This is a genomic window from Pseudemcibacter aquimaris, from assembly GCF_028869115.1.
Taxonomy (GTDB): domain Bacteria; phylum Pseudomonadota; class Alphaproteobacteria; order Sphingomonadales; family Emcibacteraceae; genus Pseudemcibacter; species Pseudemcibacter aquimaris.
The window spans coordinates 2,163,315-2,180,166 of sequence record NZ_CP079800.1; the positions used below are offsets into that span (position 1 = coordinate 2,163,315).

13 protein-coding genes are annotated in these 16,852 nt (G+C 41.4%); 5 read left to right on the forward strand and 8 right to left on the reverse strand.

The window, feature by feature from the left end:
• Nucleotides 1-104: 104 nt before the first annotated feature.
• The 5 genes from ggt (KW060_RS10215) to KW060_RS10235 form a co-directional block, all read right to left on the reverse strand.
• Nucleotides 105-1,910, reverse strand: coding sequence for a gamma-glutamyltransferase (ggt, locus tag KW060_RS10215; protein ID WP_249034723.1), 1,806 nt, complete (start codon nucleotides 1,908-1,910; stop codon nucleotides 105-107).
• Nucleotides 1,911-1,950: 40 nt separating this feature from the next.
• Complete coding sequence (locus KW060_RS10220) at nucleotides 1,951-2,541, reverse strand: TetR/AcrR family transcriptional regulator (protein ID WP_249034724.1); 591 nt, start codon at nucleotides 2,539-2,541, stop codon at nucleotides 1,951-1,953.
• A 142-nt stretch (nucleotides 2,542-2,683) separates the two neighbouring features.
• Nucleotides 2,684-3,772 (reverse strand): hypothetical protein, encoded by a 1,089-nt coding sequence (locus KW060_RS10225; protein ID WP_249034725.1) that lies wholly within the window; start codon nucleotides 3,770-3,772, stop codon nucleotides 2,684-2,686.
• A 231-nt stretch (nucleotides 3,773-4,003) separates the two neighbouring features.
• Nucleotides 4,004-5,743 carry a gamma-glutamyltransferase gene (gene ggt / locus KW060_RS10230; RefSeq protein WP_249034726.1) on the reverse strand — a complete coding sequence of 580 codons (1,740 nt, stop codon included), beginning with the start codon at nucleotides 5,741-5,743 and terminating at the stop codon, nucleotides 4,004-4,006.
• 95 nt (nucleotides 5,744-5,838) lie between these two features.
• Entirely contained in the window at nucleotides 5,839-6,318 is a 480-nt protein-coding gene (locus KW060_RS10235; protein ID WP_249034727.1) for a GcrA family cell cycle regulator, read from the reverse strand.
• 200 nt (nucleotides 6,319-6,518) lie between these two features.
• Here KW060_RS10235 and KW060_RS10240 point away from each other — a divergent pair, with 200 nt between their 5' ends.
• From KW060_RS10240 to hslO, 4 genes are all read left to right on the forward strand, one after another.
• The gene (locus KW060_RS10240; RefSeq protein WP_249034728.1) at nucleotides 6,519-7,334 is read left to right on the forward strand and encodes an ABC transporter permease; all 816 of its coding nucleotides are present in this window, start codon (nucleotides 6,519-6,521) and stop codon (nucleotides 7,332-7,334) included.
• Nucleotides 7,335-7,418: 84 nt separating this feature from the next.
• On the forward strand, nucleotides 7,419-8,615 hold the full coding sequence (locus KW060_RS10245) for an aspartate aminotransferase family protein (protein WP_249034729.1): 1,197 nt from the start codon (nucleotides 7,419-7,421) through the stop codon (nucleotides 8,613-8,615).
• A 17-nt stretch (nucleotides 8,616-8,632) separates the two neighbouring features.
• Complete coding sequence (argF, locus tag KW060_RS10250) at nucleotides 8,633-9,586, forward strand: ornithine carbamoyltransferase (RefSeq protein WP_249034730.1); 954 nt, start codon at nucleotides 8,633-8,635, stop codon at nucleotides 9,584-9,586.
• A gap of 18 nt (nucleotides 9,587-9,604) precedes the next feature.
• Entirely contained in the window at nucleotides 9,605-10,525 is a 921-nt protein-coding gene (gene hslO / locus KW060_RS10255; protein WP_249034731.1) for an Hsp33 family molecular chaperone HslO, read from the forward strand.
• Nucleotides 10,526-10,534: 9 nt separating this feature from the next.
• Here hslO and KW060_RS10260 read toward each other — a convergent pair whose 3' ends face one another.
• Both KW060_RS10260 and KW060_RS10265 read right to left on the reverse strand, forming a co-directional pair.
• Nucleotides 10,535-11,251 carry a hypothetical protein gene (locus KW060_RS10260; protein WP_249034732.1) on the reverse strand — a complete coding sequence of 239 codons (717 nt, stop codon included), beginning with the start codon at nucleotides 11,249-11,251 and terminating at the stop codon, nucleotides 10,535-10,537.
• A gap of 180 nt (nucleotides 11,252-11,431) precedes the next feature.
• Nucleotides 11,432-12,841 carry an amidase gene (locus KW060_RS10265; RefSeq protein WP_249034733.1) on the reverse strand — a complete coding sequence of 470 codons (1,410 nt, stop codon included), beginning with the start codon at nucleotides 12,839-12,841 and terminating at the stop codon, nucleotides 11,432-11,434.
• Between the two features lie 168 nt (nucleotides 12,842-13,009).
• On the opposite strand from KW060_RS10265, the gene KW060_RS10270 reads away from it, so the two are divergent.
• Entirely contained in the window at nucleotides 13,010-14,146 is a 1,137-nt protein-coding gene (locus KW060_RS10270; RefSeq protein ID WP_249034734.1) for an alkaline phosphatase family protein, read from the forward strand.
• A gap of 78 nt (nucleotides 14,147-14,224) precedes the next feature.
• Here KW060_RS10270 and KW060_RS10275 read toward each other — a convergent pair whose 3' ends face one another.
• Nucleotides 14,225-16,660: a TonB-dependent receptor domain-containing protein gene (locus tag KW060_RS10275; RefSeq protein WP_249034735.1), complete on the reverse strand. Its 2,436-nt coding sequence runs from the start codon at nucleotides 16,658-16,660 to the stop codon at nucleotides 14,225-14,227.
• Between the last annotated feature and the right edge of the window lie 192 nt (nucleotides 16,661-16,852).

A 16,852-nucleotide genomic window follows, 5' to 3' on the forward strand; every position in this document is an offset into this window, starting at 1 on the left:
TAACACGTTATCCGGAAGTCTTACGATATCTTCTCTCTTTATAGGATAAAATACCCACTAGCAATAACGGCGGCAAATGCCGCCGTACATCAATTTTTTAAAATTTATTCATTAAGTCCCACTGTTCCAGAATCCATGGTCCGTGGATCACTTGCACCATAAAAATAACCATCCTTATACATGATACTGTTGGTTTGGCCTAATGTCTTAAATCCAATGAAGCCCCCATCTCTCATGGATTTAATATTATGTCCCATGCCTTGCAGGATATTAAATGTATCAACGCTTAAGCTTTTCTCGGCCCATATTTCATCAGGCATCCATGAATGGTGAATACGGGCCTTACTTGATGCAGCGGTGATGTTCATATCAAATTCCAAGACATTCATAATGGTTTGGAAAACTGTATTGATGATTGTTGGACCACCCGGTGAACCTGTCACCAAATATGGCGTACCATCCTTAAACACAATTGTCGGGCTCATAGATGATCGCGGGCGTTTAAATGGTTCTTGGGCATTGGCTTTACCGCTAATGTTTCCATTTTCATCCGGTTCATACGGTAAGTGGTCAAAATCATCCAGTTCATTGTTAAGCGCAATACCGGTCCCCTTTGCCATCATGCCCATATAAAACCCATAGTTAATGGTGTATGTGTTGCTGACCGCATTGCCGTCTTTATCCATTACGGAAAAATGCGTTGTGTGATTTCCTTCTTTTACCAACCCTTCTGTTGGCGCCACTTCCGATGATTTTCTGGCGCGATCGGTTGGGAATTTTGCACGCAATTCTTTCGCGTATTCCTTATCAATTAATTTTTCAACCGGCACATCATAAAAGGCAGGATCACCCGCATATTTGCTGCGGTCCGCGTATGCTTGACGCATGGCTTCGATATATAAATGCAATACAGCAGCGCTGTTATGGCCCATTGATTTTAGATCATCATGTTCAAGCATATTCATCATTTGAATAATGTGGATACCACCGGATGATGGTGGCGGCATGGTCGCAAGCTCATATCCTTTATAAGTTCCAAAAACAGGTTTTCTTTCGATCGCTTTATAGGCGGCCATATCATTCATGGTGATGATACCGCCGTTTGCTTCCTGGTCGGCGACGATTTTTCTTGCGATATCACCTTTATAGAAAGCGTCTGGCCCCTGTTCCATAATTTGCTTTAGTGAGGTCGCTAAGTTTTTCTGTTTTAAAATTTCGCCGTATTTATATGTGCTGCCATCTTCTTTATAGAATGTAATTCTGCCTTCCGGATCATTGATCAAAAGGTTCTTGATGGTCGCCAATGTTTTTTCCATATGAAAATTAATTGGAAAACCGTCATTCGCGAGCCTATATGCTGGCTCGATTAATTCACTTAAGCTCATGGTGCCGTATTTTTCAGCGGCCATTGCCATACCGGCAACCGTTCCCGGTACACCAACCGATTTACGGCTCATCATTGATAGCATCGGGTTTAATTCACCATTTTCAACATATAAATCATGTGTCGCTGCACCAGCCGCAACCTCACGGTAATCAATCGTTGTGGTAAGGTCCTGTTCCGCCATATGGATCATCATGAAACCACCGCCGCCAATATTACCGGCTTCCGGATGAACAACCGCAAGCGCAAATGCAACCGCAACCGCCGCATCAACGGCATTGCCGCCCTTGGCTAATATATCCGCGCCGACCTTTGTTGCGATGTTATCCCTTGCGGATACCATTCCATTTGTAGCAATTTGCGGTACAAAGCCATCAACATCGGTATAGTTTGGCATCTTATGATCATATTCAACCTTTTTGCCCGACATCATTTCGATCAATGTCGATAAATCCTGCGCATTCGCCGTTAGTGGGGCGATTACAAAGGCCAGAACGACCATCACATTCGCAAACAGTTTTTTCATAACTTTTCCTTTATATTCTATCCCCAAAATCAATTAATCTTTATTTGAATAAATGGTCCACATATGACCCAAGCCCATTTTCCAAAACATCTTCAATATCATTATGATCAAATTCTTTGACGCAATTTAAGATTGGCCAAAAAATAAGCCCGTCCATCAATGCCACCAAATTACTAGCGGCGATCCCGGTATCAATATCAATGATTTTTCCATCGGACTTTGCATCATTAAGCCAGATGATTAACTGGCTTAAATTGCTAAGTTCTTCATATTCGGGGGCAAGTTCTTTTTTACGCAACGCTTCCATCACAAGCGCGCGATAAAGTTTCATATTTTCATCATTGGTGACATTTTCGATATAGGCACGGAAGAAATCAAATATTTGCTTTTTCGGGCATTCACCATTTTCATATTTCGGTAGTGGTTGTGCGGCATATTGTTCTTCGACAATATTCATGACTTCTGAAAACAAATTTTCTTTTGAACTAAAATGGGCGTACACCGTTGGCCGTGTTACACCGGCCACATCCGCAACCATCCCTAATGAGGAAAACTGAACACCAACATCCTTATAACATTCAATCGCAGCATTCAAAATGCGCTTGCGGCGTTCGATCGTATCTTTTCTCATTCAAACTTTCCCTATAAAACTGATGAAAAGCTACATAACTTTTACACTACTGTAAAGAAAAAGTTATTATTTTCATTTAATCCTTTGTTTCCAAACAAAAAAAGCGAGCCATTGGCTCGCCATTTTCTTCTCTTTGATATTTTTATATTTTTTTTGCAGAACTACCTAGAGGTAATCTCAACCACTCAGAAAAATTATACAAATCATGACCAAAAGGTTGGCCATCATTTTTCTGCTTTTGATTAAAATTATTTTTATAATATTCAAAATTTGACAGCCCTTTTGTGGGATAAATTCTTGGGCGCTCATCCATTTGAATAGAATGTAGTTTTGGCCTAGCATCAATTAAAGCTAATGCCAATTCTTCAGCAAGTTTCGGCTTGAGCATAATTGTTACGCTATTCTTCATATCCTTTCTTTTTGGAGTAAAAAATTTCCCACGAAAATAGCGATCAAATTTTTTCATATTATTAAAAAATACAGGTTTTGAAATATAGATGTTTAAGCCTCCCCAAGTACTAAATTTGAAATCAAAAACACAATCTTTCATATAAAACCCATATATGCTTTGAGTAACCAAATTTTCCCTTAGTAAATTAAATTCCAAATTCTTAAGAAAAACAATTGCATCCTTATCTGAACGAATAAAATATGGCATTTGACTAATAGTATTTATAAACTCATCCTTATTTTGATGACTAATTTCAACTCCATTCTCTAATACTTCCACTGGTAACCTTGTCTCATTTACTGAGGTTTCTGGAATAACGAACTCCCAATCTTTAGGGTCTCTTTCAATTGGTATTAACCCGTCAAAATCATAATTTCCTTTCAACTGATAAAGGAAATTACTTGTAAGCCAAACCATTCTATCTGCATTCCAAATTCCACTTTCCCAAAAACCAATTAAGTAAATGTGATACGCATTCATAAATTTGAAATGTTCATGTTTTTTTAAAATTGGGCAGACATCAATCAATAACAATAAAATACGGCAACATAATGCATAATTTTCTGTGCCCTCTTTAATACTGATCTCTATTCCGTGAAGGTTTTCGCCATTAAGAAAATAATCTAAAGATAGAGTACTTCTAAAGTCAGGATCTTCGTAAATTATAGTTTTGGGAAATTCGTTATTTCCTATAAATCGCATAGACTGTTTCGACAACAGGTGTTTTACCGTGTTCGTGCCTTCATCAATTTCAAAAGTATCTTCAATTATATTCGACATAAATTATTTCACTATTGCAACGGCAATATGCCCCCCATGTTGATAATTTCCAAATGAACTATGATCAAGTTACTATTCTCGGTCAAGTGACTAAACAAAAAAGACGAGCCATTGGCCCGCCTTTTTCTTTCTCTTATGTCATAGCCCGACTTGATCGGGCTATCCATTATTGACATAAATCTATCCTTGTATGGATTACCCGATCAAGTCGGATAATGACCTATATACGTATTACTCTAACCCAATGGTTCCCGCATTCATATTACGCGGATCATGGGAACCATAGAACCAGCCATCGCGCCAGACGATACTGTTCATGCTGCCGAGAGTACGTCGTCTATCATTCAGTTTATGCCCCATACCTTCCAGAATATTAATAGTGTCCTGACTAATCCCGTTTTCAAGGGATGTTGCATCTGGCATCCATTGGTGGTTGATACGTGGCTTGCTGCTTGCGGCGGCCACATTCATATCAAATTCAATCACATTCATCACCATTTGGAAAACGGTGTTGATGATTGTGCCACCACCCGGTGAACCGGTCACAAGGAACGGCTTGCCATCCTTTAACACGATAGTCGGTGTCATCGATGAACGTGGGCGCTTATGTGGTTCCTGCGCATTAGCCTTACCACTGACGTTACCATTTTCATCGGCCTTATATGGTTCATGATCGAAATCATCCAGTTCATTATTCAGCAGAATACCTGTATTCGCGGCCATAATGCCGTTACCATAACCAAAATTCAGCGTATACGTATTACTGACTGCATTACCCCATTTATCCATCACGGAATAATGGGTTGTTTCCGGGCTTTCGTATGCAAGGTTTTTGGTCGGTGCAACTTCGGAACTTTCGCGGGCGCGGTCCATCGGGATGCGGGCACGAACCTCTGCGGCGTAATCCTTATCAATCAATTTATCAACCGGAACATTAAAGAATGCCGGATCACCCGCATATAACGAACGATCGGCGTAGGCTTGACGCATGGCTTCAATATATAAATGAAGTGTCGCTGCACTATTATGACCTTTTGATTTAAGGTCATCATGTTCCAGCATATTCATCATTTGAACCATATGCATTCCGCCGGATGATGGTGGCGGCATGGTTGCGATTGTATAATCCTTATAGGTACCCATTACTGGCTCACGTTCATAAACCTTATAAGCGGCGAAATCTTCCATGGTTAAGAGGCCATCATTGGCCGCCATGTCGGCAGTAATGCGCTCCGCGATTTCGCCTTTATAAAATGCATCTGTGCCGTGATCCATAATCTGTTTTAATGACCAGGCGAGATCTTCCTGAACCAATAATTCACCGGCGCGGTAAGTGCTTCCATCCGGTTTATAAAATACTTCTGCCGCCGCAGGATCAGCACCAAGGCGTCGTTTACTGCGATTTAAGGATACTTCAAGGTTTGTGTATACAGGGAAACCCTCTTTCGCCAGTTTATAGGCTGGCTCGATGATCTCTTTCAATGACATCGTGCCATATTTTTCAATCGCATGTGCCATCCCCATAACGGTACCCGGTACGCCGGATGATTGACGGCTGTATTTCGCAAGTCTGTTATCCACTTTACCATCAACCACATAAAGATCATGACGCGCTGTGCCTGCTGACATTTCGCGGTAATCAATGGCGACCGTTTCATTTTTATCAGCCAAATGAACAACCATAAAACCACCGCCGCCGATGTTACCGGCCGACGGATACGTCACCGCAAGCGCAAAACCAACTGCTGCGGCTGCATCAATGGCATTTCCGCCTTGTGCCAAAATATCGGCACCAACCTGTGTCGCGATACTTTCACGGGCACTCACCATACCGTTCTTGCCCACTACAGGGACAAAACCGTCACTTGAACTATATTCCGGTGGCTTATAATCATCCTGCGCACGGGCAGGAAGAATGGCAAATACGACCACATGGATCGCAATCAAAAATGATGTGAATAGTTTATTCATTATATATCCTCTTCCCTATAAAAAACTGAAGCGAGCTTAATATGATTAAAGCCCGCTTGCAATGGAATTGAAAATTATAATGATTTTAAACTGAATTATTTAACCGGTGTTGCCATAACGCGGCGTCTTGTATTGCGGCGTGCTTTGCGTGGTTGTTGTACCTGATAAGCTTCAACACAATGGTTTGCGCAATATGGGAATGTCGGCTGTGATGGCTTGCCACAAAAATGGAAATCCGGCTCGCCCGGATGACCGATCGGCCATTTACACATGCTTTCCGTCAAATCAAGGATGCTAACCTTCCCAGTCGCAGGGGCTGCTTTCGCTGTCGCTGGTGCTTTTTTCGGCGCTGCTGTTGCAGCAGCGGCGGCCTTTTTCTTTTTCGCGGCAGCAGCACGTTTGGCAGGATCAGATTTAACAGGCGACGGGCGTGATGCAAGTCCCATACGGTGTGCCTTACCAATAACAGCATTACGGGTAACCCCTTCTGCAAGTTCTTTGGCAATTTGGCTCGCGCTTAGTCCTTTATCCCATAATTCACGGAGTTTTTCGACGCGCTCATCAGTCCAGGCCATATTTGATCCTCATTATTATTTTTCACAAAGGCAACATATAACATACTTATTTAAAGAATGCCCAAAATTTTTTCATCAAGCCAAAATCTTTAATTAAGAAAGCAGCTATTTAATATTCTTGGCCACTCACGTCAAGTTGAGATTGCGTCGCTTATCCCTTTTACTCTATAAGTAGCACAGAATAAAAACAGGAAAAAAAGATGTCATCAGCTGATCATAATGTAAATGAATTTCGTAAAAAACGCCTTGGATCGTTTAACTGGTCCGGCTTTCGCACACTTTATGAAAAAGAAGTCCGCAGATATATTAAAGTATTCGGCCAAACTGTCGGTGCGCCGGTTGTAACCACATTGATGTTTATGATGATCTTTACACTCGCCCTTGGTGGTGAAGGACGATACATGGGTGATGTACCTTATGCCGTTTTCCTGGCACCAGGACTTATTATCATGTCAATGTTGCAAAATAGTTTTGCCAACACATCATCATCGATCATCGGTTCAAAAATGCAGGGCAATATTATTGACATCCTGCTTGCACCAATCGGTGCCAAGGAAATCACAATGGCTTATGCCTTTGGTGGTATGACACGCGGTCTTATGGTTGGATGTTTTGTTATGGTCGCCATGAGCATCATGACAGACGTCAGCTTTATGAACATCTGGGCGATATTATATTTCGGCATTTCCGGCACCATGATGCTTTCACTGCTTGGTATTATGACAGGGATTTGGGGCCAACGTTTTGACCAGACATCCGCCATCAATAATTTCGTGATAATGCCGCTGTCTTTTCTGTCGGGTACATTTTATTCCATCGATCGCTTAAGCGGTGTTTGGTATCAAATCAGCCAGGTTAACCCGTTCTTTTATCTGATTGATGGTTTTCGTTATGGTTTCACCGGACAGGCCGAAGCAAACACAATGATTGGTGTGCTTTATATTTTGGCGATTAATGTCACATTGTGGGTCTGCTGTTACAGAATGTTCAAAAGCGGTTATAAATTACGCGCGTAAGGTAAAAATATTACATTTTTTACTTGAATTTACGGCGAATATAGTTCAAAAGACCCTTCTTTGAACAAAATAATATGCGTCAACATGAGTGAAAAACAAAATAATATATCGCACGTATTGCCAACCTATTCCCGTATGAATGTAAAATTCGAGCGAGGATCAGGCGCGCATTTATATGATGAAAACGGTGATGATTATGTCGATTTTGGCAGTGGCATTGCTGTGAATTTGCTTGGTCATTGCCACCCGAAAATGGTTAAGGCTTTAAAAGATCAATCTGAAAAGCTGTGGCATACATCCAACCTGTATATCATGTCGGGCCAGGAAAATCTGTCTGACAGATTAAGCAAACTGACATTCGCGGATAAAATGTTCTTCACCAATTCCGGTGCAGAATCCGTTGAATGTGCGATTAAAATGGCGCGCCGTTATCATTACTGTACTGGCAACGTGAATAAAAATCGCATCATTACATTTGAGGGCAGCTTCCATGGCCGTACGCTGGCGACCATCGCCGCAGCCGGGTCAGCAAAGATGTTAGAAGGGTTTGGCCCTGACCTTGATGGTTTTGACAATGTGCCTTTCTATGACGATATGGCCGATGTTGAAAAGCATATTACAGATAACACTGCCGCAATCATGATTGAACCCGTTCAGGGCGAAGGCGGCATCAGAAACGTATCAGACGAAAATTTAAAAACACTGCGTAAACTGGCCGATGATAATGGCCTGCTTCTTATTTTTGATGAAGTACAATGCGGTGTTGGCAGAACCGGTAAATTATTCGCCTATGAACATGCGGGTGTCACACCTGATATTATGGCCATTGCCAAGGGCATAGGCGGCGGTTTCCCGCTTGGTGCCTGCCTCGCGATAGAGGACGTGGCATGCCACATGACAAAAGGAACCCATGGGTCCACATATGGCGGCAACCCGCTTGCAACAGCAATGGGCAGTGCCGTTCTTGATATCATCGAAGAAGAAAAAATTCTTGATAATGTGAATGAAATGTCGGCTTACCTTTGCGATCATTTAGAAACGCTCCGACGACGATATCCGGACATTATTGATTTGGTTCGCGGGCTTGGCCTTATGATTGGCGTAAAGCTTAAAATCGAACCACCGGTGCTCGTTAGTGCCGCACTTGAAAATAAATTATTACTGGTGGGGGCGTCTGATAATACAGTTCGCATGTTACCGCCGCTGAATGTAACGAAAAAGGATATTGATCTTGCAATAGAACGTCTTGAAAAAAGCATCAAGCAAATCCAAAATTCATAAGATCAGACATAAAAACAATGAGCAATCATAACTTACTAGAAAATCACAGACATTTTCTTGATATATCATCAATCACATCTGATGATGCGGTCTATATTATTGAAAAAGCAAAAGAGTTAAAAAAAGCCTCTAAAGATATTAATATCAGTAAAGGTTTCACACATCCGGATGCGCCATTAAAAAACAAGGCGCTCGCGATGATTTTTGAAAAATCAAGCACCCGTACACGCGTGTCATTTGAAATGGCCATGCATCAGCTTGGCGGTAAATCGGTTGTGCTTCAAAATCATGATATGCAACTGGGACGCGGTGAAAGTGTTTCTGACACGGCGCAGGTCTTATCCGGTTTTGTCGATGCGATTATGTTACGCGCCAATAGCCATGATGACCTGCTTGAAATGGCGGAATATTCCAAGGTTCCAATCATCAATGCGCTGACGGATTATTCACATCCATGCCAAATCATGGCGGATATCCTGACATTCGAGGAACATAAAGGATCCATCAAGGGTAAAAAAATCGCATGGTGCGGCGACGGCAATAACGTGGCCGTTTCATGGATCCATGCTGCGGTAAAATTTGACTGTGAACTGGCCCTTGCCTGCCCAGATGAATATGCCCCGCTGCAAAGCGTGGTTGACTGGGCCAATGAAAACGGTGGCAAAATCACATTAACCACCGACCCTGAAGTCGCTGTAAAAGACGCCGATTGTGTCATCACCGATACATTTGTTTCTATGGGTGATGAGGACGCAAAAGAACGTCTTAAAACGCTGGCACCATATATTGTTGATAGCGATCTAATGGTAAAAGCAGATAGTGACGCCATCTTTATGCATTGCTTACCCGCCCACCGCGGCGAAGAAGTTACCGCAGACGTAATCGACGGGCCACAGTCCGTTATCTGGGATGAGGCCGAAAACAGGCTTCATATTCAGAAGGCAATTTTAATGTGGTGCTTTGGCAAATAAGCGTTTATATAGTGGCTTATGAGCGAAAATGAAAAGAAATTACCATTACTGATTGATAGCTGCCTGCCTTTCCAAATCGAAGGGCAGGACATTAAAGGCCGTGTCGTGCGTCTTGGGCGCAGCGTAAATGAAATACTGACCAAGCATAATTATCCGGATCACATTGCAAAATTAATGGGCCAGAATCTTGCCTTTACAGCAATGATCGGCAGCTTGATGAAATATGACGGCATCCTTACTACACAGCTTAAGGGGGATGGCGCATTTCGTGTATTGGTTAGTGATTTTTATAAAGCAGCCGAAAATAACAACATCGGTGATATTCGCGGATATGCATCATTCGATGATGATGTGCTTGATGGTGATACACTTTCCGAAATGTTTGGTGATAATGGTTATATGGCCATTACCATTGACCAGGGTAAATTCATGGAACGCTATCAAGGTATCGTGAAATTAGAAGGCGAGACCCTTACCGACGCGGCAGAAGAATATTTCAGAAGTTCCGAACAATTACCCACCAAAGTCATGCTTTCTTGTGAAAAAGATGATAATGGAAATTGGCATGCCGGCGCCATTATGATCCAGCATTACGCAAGAAACACGGAAGATGAACTAGGCCGTGATGAACTTGAAACAGAAGACCACTGGAACACAGCATCCGTTCTTCTGGGCAGTTTAAAACAAGAAGAACTTCTTGATCCAAATTTAAGTTTACAAAATCTTCTTATCCGCCTTTACCATGAAAGCGGTGTGCGTATTTTTGAAGACACTCATATCAAGGCTGGTTGCAGATGTTCAGAAGAAAAAATCAGGACGGCTCTTGCCAGTATGGACCTTGCTGAATTGCAAGAAGTCGCAGAAGAGGGCACCATTACCGTCACCTGCGACTTTTGTACGACTGATCATAAATTTGAACTCAGTAAACTGGTTCACTAAATTCAATTGTTAAATTGATTGTCCGGTATAAATCACCGCAGACATCCACACACAAACCACACCAACGATGGATGATAGAACGACCTGACGGCGTAGTGGTGCCACTTTATCAATTTTCTGAAATTGCAAATACATTCTTAGGGCAAATCCACCCGCAAGAAACGCCAGCGGTACGATATATTCCGGATTGCGGTGCAGGCCCGGCGCATATGAATTAATATAAATGTACCAAAGGTAATATAATCCAACCATATGGATGATCGCCCATTTTTTGCCGAAAAATTTAACCGATGCATCATTGGACGTTAGGCCAAGTATCCAGTATGTCGCCATGCCGGAATAACCGATTACCATTTCACGTAATGTCAAAATTTCATCAAGCGGTCTTGGAATATTTGAATATGTCCATGACACCAAAAGAATGAAAATCGTTTGCGCGAATGCCGCAGAAATCCCAAGATAGCGTCTGTTCTGAAACAGATATTTACTAAAATCATTTTTCCATACTTTCCAGAGCGGCCCCGCCCAGAATGTAAGTATAAAATAAAATAGCGCAACGCGGCTTGCGATGCGAACACGACTACGCATAGCAGCTTCTGAAAAATCCATGTTGGCAAAACTTATGGCCAAACAGCCAAATAAAAGCAGCGCCAAACCGCCGTAAACGCCATATGCGGACCTTTTTCTTACAAGTTCCATTGATAAATCCTCCCATTTATTGAACATGGCCGCTGTCCCTCAACCACAGCCAAATTCCATCATCCTACATTTTGCTTAAGCAAATTAATTGATATGTAAAATAAACTTTAACTGAAACTATTACAGAAAGGAATAGTATCCACAACAATTTTTCGTTGTGCACGGATTAGATAATCTAAACAGAGTAGGTAAATTAACCCATCAAAATCATTCATATGCCATTGCTGGCAACGGACCAAAATAGGTTACTTCAAATGATCTCATCGCACGCAATACGCGGCCATCCGACATTTCCGGTCCAACAATCTGCATGGAAATTGGCATGTTGTCACTGCTTAACCCACATGGCACTGATCCTGCCGGATGTCCTGTCAGGTTAAATGGATAGGTAAACTGGGTCCAGTCTGTCCAACGTTTATATTCGTCATTTTCCGGACCAGTTTCAGGAAACTCTATACCGGCATCAAATGCTGTAATCGGCAAGGTCGGTGTAATAATCAGGTCATATTTTTCAAAAATTTCATCAATCAACACTTTATAATTTTCGCGTTCCGACATGGCATTTTGATATTCCGCGAGGGTAAATGCATCCCCCTCTTCCGCGATTTCAACAAGGGCCGGATCGACTTTTTTCTTTTGATCCTCTGATAAGGTGCGTAATGTTCTTGAGGCGCCGGCATACCAATGCATGCGGAAGATATCCCTTGAATCCGGTAAGTCCGGATTAATACGGTCAACAACCGCCCCGAGTTTTTCAAATTTATTAACTGCATCTGACACCACACTTGCCACTTCCTCATCCACGGGTTGGCCGTTCATGGTTTCAAGGTAAGCAATCCGAAGGCCACCAACGCCCCCTTCGATGTTTCTTGTGAAATCTTCAAGCACATATGGTTTTGAATATGGATCACGTACATCCGGCATGGTCATGACATTCAGCATCAATGCAACATCTGTTACTGTTCTTGCCATTGGACCTGCGTGTGACAAAATTCCAAACAGACTTAACGGATATGTAGGCACGCGTGCGAACGTTGGCTTAATTCCCGGAATGCCAGTAAAGCCACATGGCATGCGTATTGAACCACCACCATCAGTACCAATATGTAATGCTCCCATACCAAGAGCCGCCGCTGCGGCTGCACCACCGCTTGAACCACCGGTTGTTTTATCCAAATTCCATGGGTTTCGGGTAATGCCGGTTTTTGGGCAATCGGTCACCCCTTTCCAACCAAATTCAGGTGTCGTCGTTTTGCCAATTAAAATAGCGCCTTCTTCACGTAAGCGCGAGACACTCGGCGCGTCAAAATCAGCAGGCGTATCATCCGTTGTGTTTGAACCGCGAAATGTAGGCCATCCTTTGGCTACCACGACATCCTTGACAGTTACGGGCACACCATCAAGCATGCCTATCGGGGCGTCATCTGCCCACCGGGCCTCTGATAATTTGGCGGCTTCCATCGCGCCGTCTTTATCGGTAAAAACAAAAGCATTAACGGATGGTTCATGACGATCAATGGCATCAAACACATCACGGATCACATCAACGGGTGAAATGGATTTATCCTGATATTTGGTTAAGAGCTCCCCTGCACTTAATAAATGTAGATCCGCCATATTTTTATCCTTTTATCCACTGTACATTAAAACAAGTATAATACGGTTTTTCATTTGCTCAAGCTGCAAAATAAATTGTCATAAACTTGTCCGGAAACCATAATAATATCTGCATTAAACAAATAATATACTGATAACATCTGTAAATAAATTTATTGAGAACTCATTATGTTTAAAAAAATCATTTCTAATTTTTTCATTCTTTTACTTCCTTTACTTCTTGCAGCAAATTCATTTGCAAAAGGGAAAACTGAAAATGTAATCTTAATTTCACTTGATGGTATGCGCTGGCAAGAAGTCTTTAAAGGTGTCGACAAGCGTTTTTTCGATCAAGATAAGTACATCAAGTACGGTTATACTCATGAAAACTTCAAAAATATCTATTGGGACAATGATGAAGATGAGCGCCGCAAAAAATTATTCCCTTTCATATGGAACGTTATTGGAAAGAATGGCCAACTATACGGCAATCGTGATCTCGGCAGTTACGCTGACCTTACCAACAAATTTTATTTTTCCTATCCAGGATATAATGAAATGCTAACAGGATTTGCTGATCCCCGTATCAGTAGTAATGGAAAAATTTTAAATCCCAATAAAACTTTTCTCGAATGGCTTGATGAAAAAGCTCCATATAAAGGAAAAACAGCCGCATTTGCATCTTGGGATGTTTTCCCATACATCATCAATCAGGAACGAAGTGATGTTTTCCTAAACTCAGATTTTGATGATATGGAAGAATTAAATTCGCGCATTAAAGACCTTAATCAAATTCAACGCGACACCCCAAGTCCATGGGATACCGTCCGACTTGATGTGTTCACACATGAATTTGCCGTTGAATATATGAAAGAAAAGAAACCACGTGCACTTTATATTTCATATGGTGAGACAGACGATTTTGCTCATGATGGACATTATGACCTTTACATCCACGCAGCAAAACGCACTGATGATTTTATTAGACGCGTATGGGAATACGTTGAAAGTGACCCTCATTATGCAGGCAAAACAACATTATTAATAACCACTGACCATGGTCGTGGCTATGATTCTCTTGAAAACTGGCGCCATCACGGCGAAGGCATCTCACCTATTAATGGATCGGGCGACAGGGATGATAAGCATATTTGGATGGCTGTTATTGGTCCGGATACACCAGCAAATGGGGAAATGAAAAACACTCAAGCAATTTTTCAAAATCAAATAGCTGCAACTTTAATGAAATTTCTTGGGCTTGAATATCAAGGATCACACCCGGAAATAATCTCAGGAAAACCCATAAACAGCATGTTTAAAAAATAAATTATTAAAAACATCTGCAATAAAAAAAGGGAGGTCCAAAACAGACCTCCCTTTTATATTATCATTTATAAGCAATTCTTAGAAATCAAGTGTGATGTTACCCATTACCTGACGTCCTGCCCCGATGAAATATCCACCTGGTGTACCACCACCAAGATATCTTTTATCCATCAGATTGTTAACATTTAAGCTTACTTTCATATTCTGGAAGCCATTATTCATTTCGAAGTTATAACCGACCCATAGATCAACCAATGCATGTGATGGAAGGCGGTCTTTATTTTCGAAATCGCCGTATCTTTCACCAACATACTTTGCAGAAACCCCACCGAATACACCATCTTTAGCGTAACTTAATGATGCAACTGCCTGCAATTCAGGAGAAAGAGCAACCTTTTTTCCAGCTTCTACGTTACCAACTGTTTCTGTATATTCTGAGTTATTCACTGTAAGGGATGAATAGATATTCCAATAATCCCAAAGGTCAGCAGAAATACTTGCCTCCAGACCTTTTGATTCAATTCCACCAACATTTTGATAAACCGTATCAATTTGCGAAGCATAATCGATACCTGAAATATCACCTACCGGAATACCAACAATACGGTTCGAGAATTTAATATAATAACCAGTGATACTCATACGTAACCAGTCATTACGTACACGAATACCAACATCAAAGTTATCTGCTTTTTCACCTTCAACTTCGCTTAACTCTGCGCTGCCTTCAATGATACTATCCTTGATCGCAGCAAAGTTTTGGGAGAAACCAGCAAAAAGTTCGATATCATCTGTTGCTTCATAAATTGCACCAGCTGTGAATAATATTTTTGAATCAGCATCAACTGTTGAATACTCTTCGATACCAAAGTTATCTTTACGCTTCAGGTTAACAATGAATTTTCGTAGGCCTGCATTGAATGTGAAATTTTCAATTGTCAGTGTATCTTCTGCATATAACATCAAAGTATTCGTAACGAAATTACGGTCATATTGACGCCAGTATGCAGCATGATCAAATTCATGCGAACTTCTTGGGTCTATGATACGGTGCCAGTCACGGCTTTCATCACGATTTGCATGTTCCCACCATGCACCTGCGCGCAGTGTATTTTCTTCTGACATCTCATATTCAACTTTGGTTGTTAAACCAATACGTTCTTTATTGTAATGTGTATGACGATAAGAACTTGCTGGGTTTGCACCATCATCATAACAAGCAGGGTTATCACCAGTTTCGCCACCCCCATATGGGAATGTCAAAGTTGCAGTACAACTGTCATTAGGGGCTAACGGCGTCCCATCGCTGTCTTCAAATGAATATGCACTATCGAATGAACCACCATAAATTGTGCCAACACCAGTATGCAGATCGCTAACTCCAGCAGGGAAATTAGTAGTACCACCAGCAACATTAACTACATATTGAGGAACCCAATCACCGCGGCCTTTTTGATTGTGATAATAAGGTGTAAATTCAAAATTCACATTTTCACCATCATATTCAGAACGAAGATATGCGAAATAATTTGTTCTGAGTGTTGACCATGACGGGCGATATGCCTGATCTACATATGGAATACCTGTAATCACATCCGTCAAACGATCCCAATCCGGATTTTCATTAAACTGATCTAGACTGATACGCTGAAAGTTATCTTCGTGCGCCTCATCCCAGGAAACGCGCCCCGTTAATGTCCATTCATCAAGATCAGATACAAATTTAGCAGCAAAATGATCGCGGTCACTATAACCGGCATCACCTATCCACGCATCATTGGACTGACGAGAATAACTTAAATATGCTTTTGTACGATCGGTAATGTCACCGGTATCATAACGGAAAAAATAACGCTGAGCATTATTGTCACCCATGCTAATACCTGCACGTAGACGCTCTTCATCTTCTGGATTGTTGGTAACAAAGTTAATTGTTCCGCCAAGCGCTTCATGAGAGGCTGATGAAATATCACTGGTCCCTTGTGAAACTTCTGCACGTGATAGGTTTTCAAAATCTATATAACGATTTGCTTTTGAACCACCGCCATAATTTGAATTACCATTTGGAAGCCCATCAATAGTCATGCCGATTTGTTGTTCACTTAGACCAACATTAAAACCACGCATACTAATTGTTGTTGACCAATCGTCAGAACCAAATGCAGCACCTTCACCGATACTTACTCCCGGAAGGTTATCAATCACTGAAAGAACACTTGCAGCACTACTTTCTTGTTCCATCATAACATTGTCAGTGGTATTATTAGCGAATGTTACTGTTTTCCCCATAACGATAACAACATCTTCATCAATCATTTCCGCGCTATCTTGACCAGCGCCTGCAGCAGATGAAATAATTTCAACGGATTGCGCAGAAGCTGCTAATTCTTCGTTCGCCTCTTCAGCGTTTGCTGAACATGCTGACATTAACAACAATGCTGAAATTGCTGATGTACCTAGCAAAATACGTTTTTGTAATTTGCTTAGTTGATTATTTTCCAGTGTAGAATTCATTTTAATATTCCTAATATTCATTAATTTATAAGAATCGAGCATCTCCCCGATCCAGCGGGAATTTGCAGCTGTAATGTGGCAATGCGCAGAAGGAAAAATGACTTTTAAGAAAAAGTTTCTTTAAGTGAAAGTGATGCTTTTTTGAAACATTCTAAACTATTTTGTTAAGAATTTATTAACTACGAATATTGC

Bases quoted from the DNA above. Each gene is read 5' to 3' on its own strand.
- ggt (WP_249034723.1), bottom strand. From the start codon at position 1,910: ATGAAAAAACTGTTTGCGAATGTGATGGTCGTTCTGGCCTTTGTAATC.
- KW060_RS10265 (WP_249034733.1), bottom strand. From the start codon at position 12,841: ATGGCGGATCTACATTTATTAAGTGCAGGGGAGCTCTTAACCAAATAT.
- KW060_RS10220 (WP_249034724.1), bottom strand. From the start codon at position 2,541: ATGAGAAAAGATACGATCGAACGCCGCAAGCGCATTTTGAATGCTGCG.
- KW060_RS10225 (WP_249034725.1), bottom strand. From the start codon at position 3,772: ATGTCGAATATAATTGAAGATACTTTTGAAATTGATGAAGGCACGAAC.
- ggt (WP_249034726.1), bottom strand. From the start codon at position 5,743: ATGAATAAACTATTCACATCATTTTTGATTGCGATCCATGTGGTCGTA.
- KW060_RS10260 (WP_249034732.1), bottom strand. From the start codon at position 11,251: ATGTTCAATAAATGGGAGGATTTATCAATGGAACTTGTAAGAAAAAGG.
- hslO (WP_249034731.1), top strand. From the start codon at position 9,605: ATGAGCGAAAATGAAAAGAAATTACCATTACTGATTGATAGCTGCCTG.
- KW060_RS10245 (WP_249034729.1), top strand. From the start codon at position 7,419: ATGAGTGAAAAACAAAATAATATATCGCACGTATTGCCAACCTATTCC.
- KW060_RS10240 (WP_249034728.1), top strand. From the start codon at position 6,519: ATGTCATCAGCTGATCATAATGTAAATGAATTTCGTAAAAAACGCCTT.
- KW060_RS10275 (WP_249034735.1), bottom strand. From the start codon at position 16,660: ATGAATTCTACACTGGAAAATAATCAACTAAGCAAATTACAAAAACGT.
- argF (WP_249034730.1), top strand. From the start codon at position 8,633: ATGAGCAATCATAACTTACTAGAAAATCACAGACATTTTCTTGATATA.
- KW060_RS10235 (WP_249034727.1), bottom strand. From the start codon at position 6,318: ATGGCCTGGACTGATGAGCGCGTCGAAAAACTCCGTGAATTATGGGAT.
- KW060_RS10270 (WP_249034734.1), top strand. From the start codon at position 13,010: ATGTTTAAAAAAATCATTTCTAATTTTTTCATTCTTTTACTTCCTTTA.